Source organism: Roseicitreum antarcticum (assembly GCF_014681765.1).
GTDB classification, from domain to species: Bacteria; Pseudomonadota; Alphaproteobacteria; order Rhodobacterales; family Rhodobacteraceae; genus Roseicitreum; species Roseicitreum antarcticum.
On the sequence record NZ_CP061498.1, the window covers coordinates 3,097,225 to 3,116,942 of the forward strand.

The following is a 19,718-nucleotide window of genomic DNA, read 5'->3' on the forward strand; positions in this document are numbered from 1 at the left end:
TCAGGCCGCCGCCGTTCGGGTGCTGTCTGTGCCCGCGGCCTGACTGACCGGAGCGAAGCGCGCGGTGGAAGGATCGGCGGTGTAGGCGTCCAGCATCGGGTGCGGGTTGCGCGCCAGCGCGTCGACCGCCTTGATGATCCGGTCGGCCTTGGCATCGTCCAGCAGCACGCTGAAGTTGAGGCGGATCCAGCCGGGCTTGGCCATTTCCTGCCCGGCAAGGATGGCATCGCGGAGGGCAACGGATTGCGCGTCGTCGATCTCCAGCAGGCGATGCGCGTAGGGGCCGGCGCAGGCGCAGCCGCCCCGCGCCTGAATGCCATAACAATCACTGAGCATCCGAGTGAACAGTTGATGATGCACATGGCCGCCCTGCGCGCCACGCACACGGAACGAGAAGATCGGCAGCCTTGGGCCTTTGTCCGTGCCCAGCAATTCCAGCCGGGGATTCTGGCTCCAGACCCGCTGCGCGCGCGCGTTGAACGCCGCATGGCGCGTATCCATCACGTCTTGCCCGATGGCATCCTTGACGATGAAAGCCAGGGCCGCGCGGATATCGCCGATGACATTCGGTGTGCCTGCTTCCTCCCGCTCGGCCAAGCTGTCGCTATAGACATGATCGGTTGGCGACACGAACCGGACCGTCCCGCCGCCAGGGTGGACCGGGTGCGTGCGCGACACGGCATCCTTGCGCAGGATCAGGATGCCCGATGCGCCTGGCCCACCTGGAAACTTGTGTGGCGAGACGACCACGGCGTCGATGGCGCAATCGGTCCCGGCATTCATGTCGATGGGCAGGTAGGGGCCGCCACCGGCATAGTCCCACAGGCTGAGCGCACCATGGGCCTTGAGCAGCCTGGTGACCGCGTCCACATCCGTGATGATCCCCGTGACGTTCGATGCGGCCGAGAATGCGCCGATCCGCAGATCCGCCCCGGCGGTGTCCGCCAGCGCCTGCGCCAGCACCGACATGTCGGGGCCGCCTTGCACGGCCTCGGGGATTTCGATCACCTCGGCCCCTGATTCGCGCCAGGGCAGAATGTTGGAATGGTGTTCATAGGGGCCTACGAACACCACCGCCCGCCCGCCGCGCGCCACAACATCGGGCAGCCCGAACAGGTGCACCAGCCGGTTTATGCCCGCGGTGGCTCCGGCGCCGGCAAAGATCACCGCGTGGTTGCTGTCATCCGACCCGGTCATCCGTGCGATTGTGGCCCGTGCTGCACGCCGCATCCGCGTCATCGTTGCACCGCAGAACGACGCCTCGGTATGGCTGTTGGCGTACCACGGCAGAACCTCGGTCATCACGAAGCGTTCCACCTGCTCCAGCGCGCGGCCAGAGGCCACATAATCCGCATAGATCAGCGGGTTGGTGCCAAAGGGGCCGGGCACAGGCATACCTTCGCCGATGAGGCCCCCCCGCAACCAGTCCACCAGATCAGGGCGATCCAACTGGCGGGCAAAGCGGTCGAGGGGGCATTCAGCAACAGACATGGCGTGGACTCCGGTTCTTGAAGTGAAGTTTGCCCTATCATTATGAAGAAAAATCGCGATCATACGACAACGAATGCGCGAAAATTATAGGGAAATTGTTGTCAAAAATGCCCGAAAAAGCCATATCACTCGATCAAATGGACCGCGCCATCCTGCGAACCCTGCAACGCGATCCCACTCTGTCGCAGCGCGCCCTGGCGGAGACCGTAGGCCTGTCGCAGAATGCATGCTGGCGCAGGCTTCAGGCCATGCGCGCGGCGGGCGTGGTCCGGGGGCAGTCGTTGCTTCTGGACCCGTCGCGGATCGGGCTGGGGTTGACGGTCTTCGTGATGATCCGCATCCGCCACCATTCTGCGGACTGGCTGAAAGTATTCCGGCGCACGGTGTCCGACATTCCCAATGTGATTGATTTCTACCGGATCGCGGGGGATTACGACTATATGCTGAAGGTGGTGGCCGAGGACATGAACGATTTTGATCGTGTGTATCAGCGTCTGATCGAGAAGGTGGAACTGGATACAGTCACCTCTTTCATGACCATGGAGAAAATTGCTGACCAGCGTGATATGCCGCTATAGAGCAGCCGCGCCTTGTCGCGCTAGCCCTTTGGCAGCTTCAAGCCGGACAATAGAAGCAGCCGTTGCCTGAATACGCGCGCAAGAATGAGCGCATGTGACTTGATCGCGCCAAAAAATGTATCAAAACAATTTCTTATGGCCGCCTGACGCCGACTTGAAATCAAATGTCGACGCACATTCGGTTGACGCTTCTTTCATCGAAGCCAGACCTGGCCTCAGGATACAAAAAAACCCGCCTCGCACCGGCGGGGCCGCCACGCTGGGCTCTCAGCTTCGCGCTTTCGCGGTCCGGAAGGTCATGTGTCCCCGTTGCGCTGTGGCCGCGTTCAAGATGCCGTATGGCGCGAAGCTACAGATTGGATCGGTCGGTGCCATTGATAAAATCGTGCCCACTCCTCATCTTGTGGCGGTCACGGTGTCCGGGTCGTAAGGCACCCGGTGCAGGCGTCTTCGGATACAGGCTTTCTTGATGGTGTGGATGCGCCCTCCCGACGCCCTGCACGCAGTCAACAAAGCCGCTCGAAAGAACCTGTGCCGCGTTCCGCGCCAGGCTTTTGCCATCATTCCATTGCCCGCAGCGTCTGAGCTATCGTCCCGTTTTCACGGGACAAGTGCGCAGAGCCAACGCAGCCATCTTCAGTTTCGGGGCAGGGGTGATGCCGCCTATACCGTTGTTCGCGCAGGCCCACATGCGCGCGGGCCAAGAGATGGTGTTCAGCGCGCATGACCGGGGATGTGTCTTCCGCAAATGTACCCACGCGACATGCGACGGTACCTCGAAGCCTCTGCGCGTATGCCCTATGCAAGCCTTTCGCCGGTCTCCGGTGTGAAATATGACGCCTTGGACAGGTCAAACCCGAATTCCAGCACCTCGCCCGTGCGTGCTTTGGTGTCTGCGCCAAGGCGCGAGGTCACTTCTTTGCCTCCCAACCGCGCCACGACATAGGTGTCGGCGCCGGCGGGTTCGACCACATCCACCCGCACCCCGCCGCCTTGCAAAGGTGTTCCCGGACGGGTTGCGGCTTCGTGCATGTCTTCCGGGCGCAGGCCCAGCAGAATATCGCCTTCCAGCCCGGCGTGGCGCGCTTCGATCAGCCGTAGCGGCTCGGCACCGTCGCGTGCAATTTCGATCATGCTGCCCTGGCCATTCGGCGTCGCGCGGGCCGGGATCAGGTTCATCGCAGGGCTGCCCATGAAATCGGCGACGAAAGTATTGGCGGGCCGGGTGTAAATTTCATGCGGCGTGCCGATCTGCTGAATGATGCCGCCTTTCATGACGACAATTTTCGTGGCCAGCGTCATCGCCTCAATCTGGTCATGGGTGACATATACCATGCTTGCACCAAGATCTTGATGCAGGCGCTTGATTTCGGTGCGCATTTCAACGCGCAGTTTTGCATCAAGGTTCGACAGCGGTTCGTCAAACAAGAACAATGCAGGATCGCGCACGAGGGCGCGGCCCATGGCGACGCGCTGGCGCTGCCCGCCGGACAATTGGCCGGGCCGCCGCTTCAACAACGGCTCGATCTGCAATTGGCGGGCAACATCAGCCAGTTTGCTGGCTTGCGTGGCCTTATCTATGCCGCGCACCTGCATCCCGAATGTGATGTTTTTCGCAACACTCATGGTGGGGTAAAGCGCGTAGCTTTGAAACACCATGGCGATGTTGCGGTCTTTGGGGCTGACATGCGTCATGTCCTGACCCGCGATGCGGATCGCGCCGCCGCTGATCGGCTCCAACCCCGCGATACAGTTCAGCAGCGTGGATTTGCCACAGCCCGACGGCCCGACCAGCACCAGAAATTCGCCCTTGTCGATGCCGACATTGATGTCTTTCAGGATTTCGGTCGCACCGTAGTTTTTGTACAGGCCCTTGATGTCAAGAATGCCAGACATGGGGTTATCCTTTCACAGATCCTGCGGTCAGACCGCGGATGAAGTACTTTCCGGCAACGACATAGACCAGCAGTGTCGGCAGCGCGGCGATGATCGCGGCGGCCATGTCGACATTGTATTCTTTGACGCCGGTGGTGGAATTGACGATGTTGTTGAGCGCGACGGTGATCGGCTGCGTTCCCGCCTGACTGAAGGACACCCCGAACAGAAAGTCGTTCCAGATCTGGGTAAATTGCCAGATCACGGTCACCACGATGATGGGCAGCGACAAGGGTAGAAAGATCGACCAGAAGATGCGGAAGAAACCCGCGCCGTCGATCTTCGCCGCCTTGGTCAGTTCGGCCGGGATTGTCACATAGTAGTTGCGGAAAAACAGCGTGGTGAACCCGACCCCATAGATCACATGTACAAAGATCAGTCCCGGAATGGTGCCCGCGATGTCCAGCAGGCCCAGCGTGCGCGCCATGGGCAACAGCACGACCTGAAACGGGATGAAGCAGCCAAACAGGATCAGGGCAAAAATCAGATTGGCACCGCGAAATTGCCATTGCGCCACGACATAGCCGTTCAGCGCCCCCAAGATGGTCGAGATCATCACCGCAGGCACGGCCAGCATGACCGAATTCCAGAAATAGGGTTGCAGCCCCTCGCATTTTACGCCGGTGCAAGCCCCGGACCATGCGGTGCGCCAGGCATCGAAGGTGATTTCCCGTGGCAGTGCGATCAGCGATCCGGTGCGGATTTCCTCAAGGCTTTTCAGCGATGTCGTCAGCATGACGAACAGCGGCATCAGGTACCATACGGCGAAAACTGACAGCATGAGGTACAATCCCCACCGCAACGCGATCTGGAGGGCCCGCGACTGTTTCTGCGCGGGATAGGTTGCGTCAGTCATGTTTCGCCCTCAACTCTGAATAAAGGTAGGGAACGACAATTGCGAAAACGATAATCATCATGACCGTCGCGCTGGCCGCCGCCTGTCCGATGTCGCCGCGCGAAAACGCCATGGCATACATGTACGTGGCGGGCAGGTCGGTCGCATAGCCGGGGCCGCCGCCGGTCAGGGCGATCACCAGATCAAAGCTCTTGATCGCCAGATGCGCCAGAACGATGAAGGCTGACAGAAAGATCGGGGCCATCGAAGGGATGATGATTGCCGTGTAAATCCGGTGGGTAGGGATGCCATCGACCTGTGCTGCCTTGATGATTTCACCATCAACCGACCGCAGGCCCGCCAGGAACAGTGCCATCACGAAGCCAGAAGCTTGCCACACGCCCGCGATCACCACGGTATAGATCGCCATGTCGGAATTGGTGATCCAGTCAAAGCGGAAATCTTCAAACCCCCACCCGCGCACCATTGCCTCTAGACCCAGTCCAGGGTTGAGCATCCATTTCCACGCGGTGCCGGTCACAATCAACGACAGGGCCATCGGATACAGGTAGATCGTGCGCAAGACGCCTTCGGTGCGGATTTTCTGATCCAGAAAAATCGCCAGAAAAAGGCCCAGCACCATGGAAATGCCGATAAACAGCACGCCGAAAATAAAGAGGTTGTTCAGCGCCACCTCCCAGCGGGGCGAGGCGAACAGCCGCTCGTACTGAATGGTGCCGACAAGATCGTAGTTCGGCAACAGGCGCGAACGGGTGAACGACACCCATGCCGTCCAGCCGATGAAGCCATAGACAAACAACAGCGCCGCGATGAAACTGGGTGCCAGCACGATCTTGGGCACATGGCGTTCAAGCCACTGCATGAGCAGACCCTCCGTGATCCGATGAAATAAAAGTCGCGCGCAGGGCGTATGTGCAATGCGCGCGTGCCATGCCACCGACTGGCAGCAAGCCGGGGGCACTGCGGCCCCCGGCCCCAGGGTGCATCACATCGAGTTGGTGACAGCGTCGGCCAGCATTTGCACGGCGTCATCCGACGACATGTCGCTGTTGAAATGTGCGGTCACGACATCGGTGATCGCACCCGCCTGCGCGCCGCGCAGTGCCATGCCATGGGCATATGATGGCAAAAGCGAACCAGCGTCAGACGTGGCGACCATGTCCTCCGATGACAGCACAGCGCAGCTATCAAACGCGTCCAGTGCCACATCGTTGCGCACCGGGATCGAGCCTTTGTTGAGGTTGAAGACCTCCTGGAAGTTCTCGCCCACGATCAGCTCGGCCAACAAGTTCTGGCCCGCGATGTTGTCTTCGCCCGAAACCGTGAACATGGCAAAGCTGTCGACGTTGTACAGATAGCCTTCGCCGGGGGTTGATGCGCACAGGAAATCCTCGCCCGGTACTTTGCCCGCAGCCAGAAACTCGCCTTTTGCCCAGTCGCCCATGATCTGGAACGCAGCTTCTCCGTTCATGACCATCGCCGTGGCAAGGTTCCAGTCGCGGCCCGAGAAATTGCTGTCGACAAACCCGCGCATGGTGCGCATCTGGTCAAAGACGGCTTTCATCGTATCCGATTGCAGCGCGTCCATGTCCAGATCGATCAGGGCCGCGCGGAAGAACTCCGGCCCGCCAAGGCCAAGCACCACGGTTTCAAAAATGGTCGCGTCCTGCCACGATTGCCCACCATGGGCCAACGGCGTTACACCGGCTGCTTGCAGCGTTTCGGCGGCCGCGTTGAATTCGTCCCATGTGGTCGGCATGGTGATGCCGTGCTCGTCCAGAATGGCTTTGTTGGCCCAGACCCAATCCACGCGGTGCACATTGACCGGCGCGGCGCACCATGTGCCGTCACACTGCATGTGCCCGGCGATGGACGTGGGCAGAATGTCGGCCCAGCCCTCGGCCTCGGCCACGGCGGAAATGTCAGCCAGCACGCCTTCCTCATACCATTCCTGAATGGCAGGGCCTTTCAACTGCACGGCGGTTGGGGCGTTGCCCGACAGAACGCGTGCGCGCAGCGCGGTCATGGCCGCGTCGCCACCGCCACCAGCCACGGGCATATCGGTCCAGGTACCGCCACGGCTGGAAAATTCTTCTTGCAGTACAGAAACCGCACGGGCTTCGCCGCCCGATGTCCACCAATGCAGGACTTCGGCTTGGGGTTCTGCGAACGCGATCGTAGCGCAGCAGAAAGACGCGACTGACGTCGCAAGAATCGTCTTCATTTTCATGATCATCCTCCCAGATGGTCGGCGAGACATCCGCCGTACAAATGCGACCTTGGCGCAGTGAGCCCGTGTCGTGCAACAGGCTTGCACCTGCCTTTATGCACATTCCTTGGTCAGTTGTTACAAGCTGTTACAAAAGGCGGGCATCTGCTGCTAAAGCAGGGATGCGCCAGACAAACAAGGGGAACGCACATGACCATTCCGCGACTACTGGTGGTCGATGACGACGTGGAAATGTGTGCCATGATGGTTGGCTGGTTGCAGCGCAACGGCTTTGCAGCTGTCGGTGTTCACGACGGCGCAGGTGTCGCGCAGCGCATGGACCAGGGCCGCGTTGATCTGATTTTGCTGGATGTGATGCTGGGCGATGAAAGCGGGCTGCGCATCTGCCAAAAGCTGCGCGAAGATCATGATGTTCCGATCATCATGGTGTCGGCACTGTCGGCGGATGATCAGCGCATGGCGGGCTATCGGTCGGGTGCCGATGACTACATCGCAAAACCGTTCAACCCCGAACTGCTGGTCGCGCGCGTGCGTGCCGTCCTGCGCCGGGCACGGCGGGCGACGTCGCTGGCATACCGGCGGCAATCGCGGGTGTATGCGTTTGCGGGCTGGCGCTATGACACCCGCGAAGGTAGTGCTTGCGCGCCCGGCGGTTTTGAGGTCGCATTGTCCACCCGCGAACGGCAGCTGCTGCAGGTGCTGTTGGCCAATCCCGAAATTCCGCTGTCCCGCGATGAGATCGCCGAAGCGATGGACCTGTTGGGCGAAGGCACCGCCGACCCCGCCGAGGGGCGCGCGATTGATATGCTGGTGGGCCGGTTGCGTGGCAAGATCGAAGAGACGCCGAAAGAGCCTGCCTTGATCCGCACCGCGCGCGGGGTGGGCTATGTCCTTGCATGTTCGGTCAAGGTGCTTTGATGATCCGCACATTGCGCGGCTGGGCCGGATTTTGGATCACCGTTGCAATGGCGGTTGGCGTGATCTCGGCGGGGATGTGGCTGTCATCAACCCGCGCGTGGGACGATCATCTGGCGCGGGCGGCGCAAACCGGGCGCGATATTGCGGCGGCGGTATTGCTGGCCGCACCAAGGCCGGATGAGACGCGGCTGGTCGCCATAGGACCCGTCACGTCCGACGCGCCACCGCCCGGGTACGAAGATGCAGGGCTGCCCGCATCGGCGCGCATTACGGCCCTTGCGTTTCGCCAGTCCGGACCGGACGGTGCCGGTCAAAGCGGCGGTGTGCGGTTGCAGGTGCAGGTTGTCAGCGCCAGCCTGCAATACCCTGTGTCGCAGCTTGGCGCGGATGCCGGGGCTTATGGGGGCATGGCAGCATTGTCGCGTATGATGGCGCAGCTTTGTTCGGACCCGGTCGTGTTTTTGCGTGCCGAGAACGGGCCATGGTGGCGGGTTGAAAGCGCATTGTGGTCTTGTGACGCGCAACCGCGCGACCTGCGGCTATGGGCACTCTTGCTGGCGGGGCTGACGCTGATGGCTTTGTTCAGCCACGCGGCGGATGTCACGGCTGGGTTTCGCGATCTTGCGCGCAAACTGTCGGCCCGCAGCCGTCCCGGCCAGACGGATGATCTTGCGCCTGCGGGGCCTGAAGAACTGCGCGCGACCATCCGCGCGGTGAATGGCTACCTTGCCGAGGAACGCGCAACGCTGGCACGCCGGGCGATTGTCCTTTCAGGTGTCAGCCACGATCTGGGAACCCCGGCCACGCGCCTGCGCCTGCGCGCAGCGCTGATCGAAGACGCGCCCCTGCGCCAGAAATTCGAGGCTGATCTGGACCGCATGGCCGAGATGATCGAGGAAGTGCTGACCTTTACCCGCACCGAAATCGCCGCCGAGGCAGAGCGTGACTTTTCCCTCACCGCGCTGGTGGAAGCGGTCGTGGATGATTTTCAGGACACGGGCCAGCCGGTCAGCCTTGTCCCGCAGGCCCCTGTCAGCATGGAAAGTGCCGGGACGGTCTTTGGCACCGGGCGCAAGCGCCGGGTGACCTTGCCAGAAGGGCGGCGTTTGTTGTTGCGTGGCCGCCCGCTTGCGCTGGAACGCGCACTCTCAAACCTGATAGAGAACGCGATGAAATATGGCCGCCGCGCGCAGGTGGCCTTGCTGACCACCTCAACACATGTGGTGATCGAGGTGCAGGATGCTGGCCGCGACCTCAGCCCCGAAAAGCTGCGACAATTGACCGACCCGTTTCAGCGCGGGCCGAACCTGACGGCCGCAGACGGCGCGCCGGTTTCCGGCTTTGGTATGGGGCTCAGCATTGTCGCGACAATTGCGGCGCAGCACGGCGGTGCGCTGGAATTCGAACAACGCAGCACTGGCCTATGCGCAAGGCTGATCTTGCCGCGCGGCTAGGTGGGTGATCCCAGGGTCTGGTGCAACGATCCGTTCTCGGGAATGCAATAAAACATCATCTGGCAGGACGTCATGCCCGCCTTAGGCCGCTCCTTTGGCCGCTCCTTTGTCGGCGAAAGCGGCGATGCCCCGCGCACCGTGGTCGCCCCGCCTGATCCCTCCCGCAGAACTTCATGGCCGCCGACGACGACCTTGGCCCGCACGGCGGCGTGGATCGGCGCCATCGGTATCTGCGGCTTCGGGGACATGGTGCTAAACGCAGCGACCGCTGACAAGCGCGTCAGGGCGGTGGCCACGAACAGCAGGCATGACATGCCGCCGGGCTATCGCCGGATCGGGGTAAAGATGCGCTCCCTCCGGTCCGATTCTGCAACGATGCCGCGCCCGTTGCGCGATTGCAATTTCGGCGAAGCGCCATCAGGAGCGCATTGCACGGTCTCGGGCCGCAGTTATTGCGTTGGCATCAGGAAAATCTCGTTCGTGGCGCAGCGCGGGTCAGCGTCGAGGGCAAAAAGCGCGGCCCGGGCCACGTCCTCGGGCTGCAACTTGTCCGGTTTCGGTTCATCAAAGAACGCCGTGTTGACCATGCCCGGCGCGATGACCGTGCATCGTCCCCCAAACGCCTTCATTTCCTCGGACAAATTGCCGCCATAGCCATGGACGAACCATTTCGACGCGCCATAAACGGACCCTGAAATATGACGCCGTCCCGCAGCGGACCCGGTCAGGAGCATATGCCCGGACCGTTTCTTGAGATGTGGCATCGTCGCCATGACGGTCCACAAAACGCCCATGACGTTCACACCGATCATCCGCTCCCATTCTTCAGAATCGCCGGCCTCGGTGCCCGCGCCCGATAGTCCCATCCCGGCATTGGCGAAAGCCGCGTCCAGTCCGCCGGTCTTGTCAACGAATGCCGCAATCGCTGCCTTCTGGCTTTCGAGGTCGGTGACGTCCCCGGGCAGGGCCATGGCCTTGTCGCCGAATTCAGCCGCCAGTGCCTCAAGCTTGTCTTCGGATCGCGCGAACAGCCCGACCTGCCAGCCCTGTGCGACCGCCAAACGCGCTGTGGCCGCCCCGATCCCGCTTGATGCGCCCGTGATGAAAAGTGCCTTGGTGCTCATGTTGCGTCCTTTTCTAAAGTCATTGAGGGGGTCAACGCTTGCGCGCCGGTTCCGTTGCATCCTACCCGAAATGCGCCGGTTGGGCAGGGCCGGACCGGCTTTGGGGGCTGACTTTTTGCCCTGTTGCCGGTGTGGAAATGGAACGAACGCCAGCGCGCTGCGTTGTCTGGTGAAATGCTGAAGGGGTTCCCATGCCGACAATTACGACCATCAATCCCGCGACCGAGGAACACATCCAGACCTACGACCTCATGACGGAACGAGAGGCGACGCGCCGTCTCGAGACCTGCCATGAAGCGTTTGTAGAATGGAGCAAACTTACCCATCAGGAAAGGGTCCCGATTCTGAAGAAGATCGGCCAGAAGCTCCGCGATCACGCGGATGAACTGGCCGCCTTGATGACACGCGAAACGGGCAAGCTGCTGAAGGACGGACAGATCGAGGTCGAGATCTGTGCGGCGATCTGTGACTACACTGCGCAGAATGGCCCCGCGATGCTGGCCGATGAAGAGCGTACGCACGGTTCTGATGCAAAGCGCGGGCCAAAGCGCGGGCTCGTCAGCTACCGGCCGATTGGCGTGATCTATTCGATCCAACCCTGGAACTTTCCACTCTACCAGCCGATCCGCGTGCTTGCTGCCAATCTGATGGCGGGCAACGGCTGCGTGCTGAAACATGCCAGCATCTGCACCGGCTCTGGCATGCGCCTGCGCGAATTGTGCATCGAGGCTGGTCTGCCGGAAGACCTGTTTCAGGTCGTCGTGATCGACCATGACACCAGCGACAAGCTGATCGCCCATCCACTGGTCCGTGGCGTGACGCTCACGGGCAGCGATGGTGCCGGGCGGCACGTCGGGGCCGTGGCCGCGAAGGCGCTGAAAAAGACCGTGCTCGAACTGGGGTCGAACGACGCCTACCTCGTGCTGGAGGATGCAGATATCGAGACGGCGGTGAAGTTTTCGGTCATGGGGCGGCTCTACAACAACGGTGAGACCTGCGTCTCGGCCAAGCGGTTCATCGTGACCGAAAAAGTCTACGACGCCTTTGTCGACGCCTTCGTCGCGCAGATGAAGGCCATCACCATGGGCGATCCGACCGACGCGGCCAACCAGCTTGGCCCGCTTTCCAGTCAAGACCAGTTCGACACGGTCAAGGCGCAGGTGGAAGGCAGCGTTGCCAAGGGGGCAACAATCCTGTGCGGTGGCAAAGCGCCTGACCGGACAGGGGCCTATTATCCCGCCACCGTGCTGGCCGATCTCGCACCCGGGATGCCAGCCTACGACGACGAGATCTTCGGGCCTGTCGCGTCGGTTATCCGTGCGAGGGATGACACGGACGCCATGCGTCTGGCCAACGAGAGCCGGTACGGCTTGGGCGGCGGGATCTTTTCGCAAGACGAGGACCGCGCCGTGCGGCTGGCCCGCGATCATTTCGACACCGGCATGATCCGCATCAACTCGTTCGGTGCCGCCGATCCGAACATGCCGTTCGGCGGGGTCAAGGACTCCGGCTACGGGCGCGAGCATGGGGGTTTTGGCATGAAGGAATTCGTCAACGTAAAGTCGATCTTCCTGCCGTGATCTTGCGTCACGGGCGGCCTTGCACCGATTGCAGTTTGCAATCGGTACAAGGCATCACCAGATGACAGCTGTGGCCGCCAACGACACCCAGTCCATCAAGAAGTTAGCCAGTATATCAAGAAGTTAGGAAGCCAACATGAGCATGAAGATCCTCGTCGCCGGCGCCACCGGCAAAACCGGTAAGTACCTGATTCAGGAACTTGTCGACACAGGCCACAAGCCGACGGCGCTCGTGCGCGAAAGCTCTGACATCAGCGCACTTCCAAAAGGCGTCGACGTGCGTCACGGGGATCTGGCCGACCTGCCTGACGGCGTGTGCGACGGGATGCAGGCGGTCGTCTTCGCGGCTGGCTCCGGCAGTTCCACAGGCCCCGACATGACCGACAAGGTGGACCGGGACGGCGCCAAACGCCTTGTCGATCTGGCACGTGGCGCAGGCGTGGCGCGGTTCGTGATGCTCAGCTCGGTCGGTGCGGACCAGTCCGACCCGCCAGGAGCAATCGCCCACTACCTGAAGGCCAAACACGCGGCCGATGCACACCTTCAGGCCTCTGGACTGACCTATTCGATCCTGCGCCCGGTTGCGCTGACCGACGACGGGCGTGGTGCGGATGTGATCTTGGGCAAAGACGTCGACAAATCCGCGAGTGCCTCGCGCGCCGACGTGGCCCATGTGCTGGCGGAAGCCGCCACCACGGGGCGCTTCGATGGCATCGCACAGGATATGCAATCTGCCTGACCTTGCAACCGGGACAGACGCCAAGGTGTTCAGCCCCGGTATCCGGTTTTTCCTGAAAGGACATTGAAGAATGGCACAATCCGAAAGCGTGAACCGCAAGTTCGTTCTCGCACAGCGCCCCAAGGGTGAACCTGACGACAACACCCTGCGGCTTGAAACCGAAGATGTGGCGACCCCCGGCAAGGGGCAGATGCTGCTGCGCAACGAATATCTTTCGCTGGATCCTTACATGCGGGGCCGCATGAGCGACGCGCCATCCTATGCCGCTTCGGTCGAGATCGGTGCCGTCATGGTTGGCGGTACAGTCGCGCAGGTCATGTCATCCGACGTGGACGGGTTCGCGGCGGGTGACTGGGTGCAGGCGTTCGGCGGCTGGCAGGATTATGCGCCGTCCGACGGCACCGGTGTGATCAATATGGGCAAGTCACCCGAAAATCCGTCTTGGGCACTGGGTGTTCTGGGGATGCCGGGCCTGACCGCGTGGGCGGGCCTGACGCAGATCGGCCAGCCGAAGGCGGGTGAGACGCTTGTCGTGGCTGGCGCCAGCGGTCCGGTGGGGGCCACTGTGGGTCAGATCGCCAAGATCCTCGGGCTGCATGTCGTCGGTATCGCGGGCGGGCCCAGGAAATGCGCCCATGTGACGGGCACCCTGGGTTTCGATGCCTGCATCGACTACAAGGCAGACGGGTTTCCGAACGCGCTGAAAGCGGCGCTGCCAGATGGCATCGACATCTATTTTGAAAACGTCGGGGGCGCGGTTTTCGACGCCGTGCTGCCTTTGCTCAATACCTCGGCCCGCATCCCGGTCTGCGGCCTGATCTCACAATACAACGCCACCGCGCTGCCGGATGGTCCTGATCGGATGAACCTGTTGCTTGGCAAGATTCTGCGCAAGCGCATGACGATGCGCGGTTTCATCGTCTTCGATGACTTTGGTCACCTGTACCCAGAGTTTGCAAAGCAGATGGGCGAATGGGTGAAAGACGGAAAAGTCCAATACCGCGAGGAAATGATCGACGGTCTGGAACGCGCCCCTTCGGCTTTCGTCGGACTGCTGAAGGGCGACGCATTCGGCAAGCGCGTCATCAAACTGACCGCCTGAAACATACACAGATAGAAAGGCACCAAACCCATGAAAATACTCATGATCCTCACATCGCATGACCAACTCGGCGACACCGGCAAGAAGACTGGTTTCTGGCTGGAAGAATTCGCCGCTCCCTATTACGTCTTCAAGGACGCAGGCGCCGAGGTCACGCTTGCCTCGCCCAAGGGCGGACAGCCCCCCGTGGACCCGGGCAGCGACACCGACGATGCCCAGACCGACGCGACAAAACGCTTCAAGGGCGACAAGGCGGCCCAAAGCGATCTGGCAAACAGTGCCGTGCTGTCCACGGTATCGGCAGATGGGTTCGATGCGATCTTCTATCCCGGGGGCCACGGCCCGCTCTGGGACTTGTCCGAGGATGCCGACAGCATCAAGCTGATCGAAAGCTTCGCCGCAAGCGACCGCCCCATCGGCGCAGTCTGCCACGCCCCCGCTGTGTTCAAGCATCCAAAGGGCGCAGACGGCAAATCGCTGGTCTCGGGCAAGACGGTGACCGGGTTTACCAATACCGAGGAAGAGGGCGCTGGCCTGACCAAGGTGGTTCCCTTCCTGGTCGAGGACATGCTGAAAGCCAACGGTGCAAACTACGAGAAAGGCGCGGATTGGGCGTCTTTCGTGGTGGCAGATGGCAAGCTGATCACCGGTCAGAACCCTGCTTCGTCCGAAGGCGCTGCGCGCAAACTGCTGGGCCTTCTCTGAACCGGCGTGCCTGCCGCGTCCGGTTTTTGTCCCGACGGCCCTGCGAGATCGGTTGCATCGTCTCTCGCAGGGCGCATGGTCGCTTGACGGCATGCTGGCGCCGACAGCCAGGTTGGCGCCGGTCACCCGGGCGGCGATCCGCACGGCGGGCGCCACAAGTTGCACTGATCACGCCCCGCGACCTTTCGCATCCCATACGCCGCCCCAACCGGCCAATGCCCGGCCCCCCGACACTCACGCCGTTGGCAGGGCGGCAATAGCTCAGACAAGGCCGTCGCGATCCTGCCCATCACGATCAATATGCAGCCAGAACCTCAGCACGGGGCTGGCGGGGCTTGCAAGAAGCCTTTGGGCGGCCGTGCGACCAAAGATCACCCGTTTGGAACGCGAAATCACGTTGAACCAGACCCAGCGGTGCGCGCTGCGTCCGACTAGACCCGCCACCAAGGTCACAAAGGCGACACCAAAGACAATCAGCGTGATGATGGAGAAAACGTCGCTCAGCGCCGCGTAGCCAGCCACGTTGGCACCGTAGACGGCAGCGGCGAACAGGGCGCTTCCCAAAAGGATGGCCGAGCCCAACCGAAAGGTCGAACGTAGCTGGTCATGGAACGTCACATCAAACCTCCTGAGTGCCACTCATTAATCTTTCGAACGTTGTTCCCGTCGCAGAAGCTTGCAATGGTCTTTTTCGCCACATTCGTGGCAGCCACCGCGTATGCCGATGTTAGCAGCGCTGCCTAAAAGCTGTAAAGCGGGCTAGACACTTAATTGCCGCTCTGCAGCGGACATCGCCCCGATGTGGCAAAAAAACTGACGCGCGCGGCCCTGACCGATGGTGCGCGCAAATGGAGGGCGTGCGCGACGTGACCGCCCCCGAACGGCAGCAAACCGCCGGCGTCGGGCTGCGCGATCCACAAAGGAAGTCACAGCATCAAAGCCAAAAGACCACTCACCGAGGCTGGCGCGACCTTGCAAGAGAGCCAAACATCCCTGCATTCCCCGGGCATAGCGGGTACAGAACACCCTGTAACGAATGGTAAATATCAGGCTTGCCACTGAATTGAACCGCCGTTGGCAGGCCGTCCGACCCGATCTCGGGATACCAGCCGCCCCGTTGCGCGTCGATGAAATGCGCCTGTGCAAACGTCCAAAGCCGGGTGAACCATTGTGCGTCTTGTGGTTGCGGATCGGCCTTCATCAGGGCTGAAAGGGCGCCGATCCCTTCGGTTACGGGCCACCAATACCGTGAATCGCGCAAAACGCTGCCATCAATGGCAACCGTGTAGGCAAGCCCGCCGTCGTCCAGCCATGCATCATTCAACGCCGTTTCAATCAACCGGCGCGCGCGATCGGCCAAAGCGGCATCGTCATTCCCGGTCAATTCCCGATATTGCAACAACAGGCGTCCGAACTCCAGGGCATGGCCGGGCGTTGTCCCTGCGGGCCGAAACATCGGATTTCCCTCATATTCATGAGTGAACTGCCAGTTCAGGTCATAATGCTCGGGAATGCGCCAGGCGAATTCAGGTGCGATATCTTTGGTGAAGAAATTCAGGATACGACCCGCGCGATGCAGGAAGACATCACGCCCTGTCGCCTCAAACGCGGCCAACATGGCCTCTGCGCCGTGCATATTGGCATTCATGCCGCGATACTCGGATATCGGCGCCCAATCACTGGCAAATTCTTCGTTCAGAAGCCCGCGCTCTTCATCCCAGAAGTGGCGGTCAATCACACCTTCGATATCCGTCAGAACGGTGTCGGCAAGATCGTGCCCGGCCACCTTGGCGCTCGACGCCGCCAGCAACACAAAGACATGACCGTAAGCCAGCTTGGTTACATCATGGTGCGCGCCTTGCAGGATTGACCAGGCGTAGCCGCCGTGTGCGGCATCACGATGGTGCCGCCAGATTGCTGACATGCCCGCGTCGATCATGGGGGTGCAGTCTGACGCGCCCCAGGCATGTGCCAAGGCATAGGAATGCACCATGCGGGTGGTGACGTGCAATTCCTGCGGCTGCCCTTTCATCGGTGTGCCATCGTGGTCCAGAACGTCAAAACCGCCCTCCGCATTCAGCGAGCCGCGGAAAAAGTCGATCTGCGATAGTGCATTTGCTTCAAATGCGCTGCGGATTTGCGGGTCTTGCAGCGGCCAGATTGGAGTGTTCATCTCTTTTGCTCTTTCAATTATCCTGCGGTCCACCCGCCCCCGACCCTTAGTGCAGTGCCGGTGGCCAATGCGCAGGCGTCAGACGCCAGATATAGCATTGCGCCCATGATGTCCTCAACCGTGCCCACGCGCCCCAGCTTGATCTTGCTTTCGATCCCTGCGCGGCGGTTGGGGTCGTCGAAGGTGGCTTGTGTCAGCGGGGTGAAGATGAAGGTCGGACAGATCGTGTTCACGCGGATGCCATGCGGGCCCCATTGCATCGCCTGTCTCTGTCAACCCGGCCCTTGGCGGGGTCAGTCACGCCGCCCCGTCTTCGCTGATCGCAACCTCAAAGAAACCTCTTGAACCTCTAGCTACTGAAGCTCCTATGTTTGGGGCAACGTAGATTTTTTGAGGTTTCCAATGCCCCACGACCGTTCAGACACGCACGCTCGTCAGGATGACCGGCCCAGCATGCAGCGTTGCTGCGGCCAATCGGCCGAAGGCACCGCGCAGGCCGCAGCCCCGAAGCCATCTGCCGGGCGCAGCTTTCGCGTCAACGGGCTCGATTGCGCCGAAGAGGTTGGGATCTTGAACAAGGTTGTCGGCCCAAAAGTCGGCGGCGCCGAGCATCTGGCCTTCGACGTCATCAACGGGCGCATGACCATTCTTGAAAGCGCCAAACCCCTCAGCGACGATAAGATCATCAAGATCGTCGGCGCAACGGGGATGAGCGCGAAGGTCTGGGATGCCGAAAGCGCCGTGGCGGATCAGGCCGCCCATTTCGCCAGGCAGCGCCTTTTTACCGGGCTCAGCGGCGGCTTCTGGGCTGCGGGGTTCGTCTATCATATCATGGAGACCGGCGCCGCAGGCGCGCTGCACCTCTTCGCAGGCCATGGCGAAACCGCGATGCCAATGGCCGAGATGGCGCTTTTCTTGCTGGCGGTCCTTTTCGGCGGCTGGCTTGTTGCCCCAAAGGCATGGTCCGCCGCGCGCCGCCTGTCGCCTGACATGAACTTGCTGATGATCGTCGCGGTGGCCGGTGCGATCGGGCTGGGCGAGTTCTTTGAGGCCGCGACCGTCGCCTTCTTCTTTGCCCTGTCTCTCACGCTCGAATCCTGGAGCGTGGGGCGCGCGCGCAATGCCGTGTCGGCCCTGCTGGACCTTGCGCCACCCACGGCGCGGGTCATGCGCGCCGATGGTTCCGAAACCGACGTTCCCGCCGCCGAGGTGGTGATCGGGGACCGCTTCGTGGTGCGGGGCGGGGATCGGATCCCGCTCGACGGCGAAGTGACCGATGGTCGTGGTGATGTCGATCAGGCCCCGATCACCGGCGAAAGCGCATTGGTCGCCAAGGAGGTTGGCGACGAAGTCTATGCGGGCACGATCAACGGTGACGGCACGCTGACGGTCCGGGCCACCAAGGCCGCAGCCGACACCGTGCTGTCGAAAATCACCCGCATGGTGGGCGACGCCCATTCCCGCCGCGCCGAGGTCGAACAATGGGTCACCAAATTCGCCCGCATCTATACGCCCATCGTCATGGTGCTGGCGCTTTTGATCGCTGTTGTGCCGCCGCTGCTGTCGGGCGGGGCGTGGAACTACTGGTTCTATAACGCGCTGGTGCTGCTGGTCATTGCCTGCCCCTGCGCGCTGGTCATCTCCACGCCCGTGTCCATTGTCGCCGCACTCGCCGCCTCGGCCCGCAACGGCGTGCTCATCAAGGGTGGCGCCTATGTCGAGGCCCCCTCGCGTCTGACAGCTCTGGCGATGGACAAGACCGGAACGATCACCATGGGCGAACCAGAGGTCGCGGGCCTGCATCCCCTGGGTGACACCCCCGCACGCGACCTGCTGGGTGCAGCCGTCGCGCTGGAGGCACGTTCTTCGCATCCCCTCGCGCGGGCGATCCTCGCGCGCGGCAAAAGCGACGGGCTGACGCTGTCGGCGGCCACTGACACCAGAACGGTGCCGGGCCGCGGCGTCGAGGGAACGTGGGCGGGCCGACCCGTCTGGCTCGGCTCGGATCGCTTCGCGACCGAAAAAGGGTTCGGCGCCGCGATCCCCCGCGCGCTGTTGGACCGGATCGAGGGCGCGGGCAGCACGCTCGTTGTCGTGGGCGCCGGTGATCGCCTGTTGGGCCTGATCGAATTGCGCGACCGCATCCGCCCGGATGCAAAGGCCGTCGTGGCGCGTCTGCATGCCCTCGGCGTCGCCAGGATCATCATGCTGACCGGCGACAACGAACGCACCGCGTGCGCCGTTGCCGCAGCCGTCGGCATCGACGAGGTGCGCGCCGGGTTGCTGCCCGAAGACAAGGTGACGGCAATCGAGGAACTGGTCGCCACCCACGATGTCGTGGCAATGATCGGCGACGGCGTGAACGATGCACCGGCCATGGCGCGGGCGCATTTCGCCATCGCCATGGGCGCGGTCGGATCGGATGCCGCGATCGAGACTGCCGATATCGCCCTGATGACCGACGACATCGGCAAGGTGCCGTGGCTGATCGGCCATTCGCGCCGCACCATGAACATCATCCGGCAAAACATCGGCATCGCATTGGCGACCAAGGCGCTGTTTGTCGGGTTGACGGCATTTGGCATGGCCACGATGTGGGGTGCCATCGCGGCGGATGTCGGCGTGTCGCTGCTGGTCGTCGCCAACGCCCTGCGGCTGCTGCGCGTCAGGCAAGATCCGGCCGGCACGGCCGGGCGCGATACCGGCCCCTTTGCGCCGACATCCGCCGCGAAGCCCGCGACATGAGATATGCGGCAGCCAAAGGTCAATGGGGTGAGGATTGTCGCGCAGCCGGACCTCACACCTATGTGAAACCTGTCTGGTTTCAACAGGT

The 19,718-nt window shown here is 61.9% G+C and carries 16 protein-coding genes and 1 pseudogene; 8 read left to right on the plus strand and 9 right to left on the minus strand.

Features of this window, described 5'->3' with window-relative positions; all coding sequences use genetic code 11:
* Entirely contained in the window at window positions 1–1,491 is a 1,491-nt protein-coding gene (locus tag H9529_RS14780; protein WP_092886447.1) for an aminotransferase class V-fold PLP-dependent enzyme, read from the minus strand.
* A 107-nt stretch (window positions 1,492–1,598) separates the two neighbouring features.
* Here H9529_RS14780 and H9529_RS14785 point away from each other — a divergent pair, with 107 nt between their 5' ends.
* Window positions 1,599–2,069: an Lrp/AsnC family transcriptional regulator gene (locus tag H9529_RS14785; protein ID WP_092887065.1), complete on the plus strand. Its 471-nt coding sequence runs from the start codon at window positions 1,599–1,601 to the stop codon at window positions 2,067–2,069.
* A gap of 798 nt (window positions 2,070–2,867) precedes the next feature.
* Here H9529_RS14785 and H9529_RS14790 read toward each other — a convergent pair.
* The 4 genes from H9529_RS14790 to H9529_RS14805 all read right to left on the minus strand — a co-directional run bounded on the left by H9529_RS14790 (window position 2,868) and on the right by H9529_RS14805 (window position 7,090).
* Window positions 2,868–3,965 carry an ABC transporter ATP-binding protein gene (locus H9529_RS14790; RefSeq protein ID WP_092886451.1) on the minus strand — a complete coding sequence of 366 codons (1,098 nt, stop codon included), beginning with the start codon at window positions 3,963–3,965 and terminating at the stop codon, window positions 2,868–2,870.
* Between the two features lie 4 nt (window positions 3,966–3,969).
* On the minus strand, window positions 3,970–4,860 hold the full coding sequence (locus tag H9529_RS14795) for a carbohydrate ABC transporter permease (RefSeq protein WP_092886453.1): 891 nt from the start codon (window positions 4,858–4,860) through the stop codon (window positions 3,970–3,972).
* Window positions 4,853–5,722, minus strand: coding sequence for a carbohydrate ABC transporter permease (locus tag H9529_RS14800; protein WP_092886455.1), 870 nt, complete (start codon window positions 5,720–5,722; stop codon window positions 4,853–4,855). Before H9529_RS14800 ends, H9529_RS14795 begins: the two co-directional genes overlap by 8 nt.
* A gap of 123 nt (window positions 5,723–5,845) precedes the next feature.
* On the minus strand, window positions 5,846–7,090 hold the full coding sequence (locus tag H9529_RS14805) for an ABC transporter substrate-binding protein (RefSeq protein ID WP_092887068.1): 1,245 nt from the start codon (window positions 7,088–7,090) through the stop codon (window positions 5,846–5,848).
* A gap of 189 nt (window positions 7,091–7,279) precedes the next feature.
* Here H9529_RS14805 and H9529_RS14810 point away from each other — a divergent pair, with 189 nt between their 5' ends.
* Together H9529_RS14810 and H9529_RS14815 are read left to right on the plus strand one after the other, a co-directional pair.
* Window positions 7,280–8,008, plus strand: coding sequence for a response regulator transcription factor (locus H9529_RS14810; RefSeq protein ID WP_092886457.1), 729 nt, complete (start codon window positions 7,280–7,282; stop codon window positions 8,006–8,008).
* Entirely contained in the window at window positions 8,008–9,462 is a 1,455-nt protein-coding gene (locus H9529_RS14815) for a sensor histidine kinase (protein ID WP_176846918.1), read from the plus strand. Before H9529_RS14810 ends, H9529_RS14815 begins: the two co-directional genes overlap by 1 nt.
* A gap of 449 nt (window positions 9,463–9,911) precedes the next feature.
* On the opposite strand, the gene H9529_RS14820 is transcribed toward H9529_RS14815, so the two are convergent.
* Window positions 9,912–10,586 carry an SDR family oxidoreductase gene (locus H9529_RS14820; protein WP_092886463.1) on the minus strand — a complete coding sequence of 225 codons (675 nt, stop codon included), beginning with the start codon at window positions 10,584–10,586 and terminating at the stop codon, window positions 9,912–9,914.
* Window positions 10,587–10,777: 191 nt separating this feature from the next.
* Between H9529_RS14820 and H9529_RS14825 the strand changes: the two genes are divergently transcribed.
* The 4 genes from H9529_RS14825 (at window position 10,778) to H9529_RS14840 (ending at window position 14,712) form a co-directional block, all read left to right on the plus strand.
* Window positions 10,778–12,166, plus strand: a complete 1,389-nt coding sequence (locus H9529_RS14825; RefSeq protein WP_092886465.1) for an NAD-dependent succinate-semialdehyde dehydrogenase — start codon at window positions 10,778–10,780, stop codon at window positions 12,164–12,166.
* A 142-nt stretch (window positions 12,167–12,308) separates the two neighbouring features.
* Window positions 12,309–12,905, plus strand: a complete 597-nt coding sequence (locus H9529_RS14830; RefSeq protein ID WP_092886467.1) for an SDR family oxidoreductase — start codon at window positions 12,309–12,311, stop codon at window positions 12,903–12,905.
* A gap of 70 nt (window positions 12,906–12,975) precedes the next feature.
* The gene (locus H9529_RS14835) at window positions 12,976–14,007 is read left to right on the plus strand and encodes an NADP-dependent oxidoreductase (RefSeq protein ID WP_092886469.1); all 1,032 of its coding nucleotides are present in this window, start codon (window positions 12,976–12,978) and stop codon (window positions 14,005–14,007) included.
* 30 nt (window positions 14,008–14,037) lie between these two features.
* On the plus strand, window positions 14,038–14,712 hold the full coding sequence (locus tag H9529_RS14840; RefSeq protein WP_092886471.1) for a type 1 glutamine amidotransferase domain-containing protein: 675 nt from the start codon (window positions 14,038–14,040) through the stop codon (window positions 14,710–14,712).
* Window positions 14,713–14,973: 261 nt separating this feature from the next.
* Here H9529_RS14840 and H9529_RS14845 read toward each other — a convergent pair whose 3' ends face one another.
* From H9529_RS14845 to H9529_RS14855, 3 genes and pseudogenes are all read right to left on the minus strand, one after another.
* Window positions 14,974–15,351, minus strand: a complete 378-nt coding sequence (locus H9529_RS14845) for a hypothetical protein (protein ID WP_176846920.1) — start codon at window positions 15,349–15,351, stop codon at window positions 14,974–14,976.
* Between the two features lie 313 nt (window positions 15,352–15,664).
* Entirely contained in the window at window positions 15,665–16,885 is a 1,221-nt protein-coding gene (locus H9529_RS14850; protein WP_092886475.1) for an AGE family epimerase/isomerase, read from the minus strand.
* A 17-nt stretch (window positions 16,886–16,902) separates the two neighbouring features.
* Window positions 16,903–17,148, minus strand: a pseudogene (locus tag H9529_RS14855) (SDR family NAD(P)-dependent oxidoreductase); the annotation flags it as partial.
* A gap of 190 nt (window positions 17,149–17,338) precedes the next feature.
* On the opposite strand from H9529_RS14855, the gene H9529_RS14860 reads away from it, so the two are divergent.
* Entirely contained in the window at window positions 17,339–19,630 is a 2,292-nt protein-coding gene (locus H9529_RS14860) for a heavy metal translocating P-type ATPase (RefSeq protein WP_092886479.1), read from the plus strand.
* Window positions 19,631–19,718: the final 88 nt, after the last annotated feature.